1 protein-coding gene is annotated in these 240 nt (G+C 50.0%); it reads left to right on the top strand.

The window, feature by feature from the left end:
• Window positions 1-183 (top strand): hypothetical protein (locus SB754_RS22670; protein ID WP_410784521.1); only part of this gene is annotated, 183 nt, incomplete at its 5' end.
• Window positions 184-240: the final 57 nt, after the last annotated feature.

Genomic DNA, 240 nt, shown 5'->3' with positions numbered 1-240 from the left:
GGTAAGGCGCCACGCTGCAACGTTGAACTGGGTGATTGGTTTCCTGAAAATGAGGATCGCAGGAGAGTTGTCGAGTTGCTTACTTCTGTCCTCGACAAGCTGGATGCATTACCAAGCAAGCGCCTGGCGTCATGGTTGCAGGGGCAGTGCAACATTCGTACAGTGAATCGTCCATCAAGGTAAGTTTATGATCAAATCAGATAAATCAATTCAAGCCGCTGCCGCTGCTCTAGCCGATAC

This window comes from Leifsonia sp. SIMBA_070, from assembly GCF_046534635.1.
In the GTDB taxonomy this organism is placed as follows: Bacteria; Actinomycetota; Actinomycetes; order Actinomycetales; family Microbacteriaceae; genus Leifsonia.
Note: the sequence above shows the minus strand (reverse complement) of the source record. Positions and strands in the feature narration are given on the sequence as shown.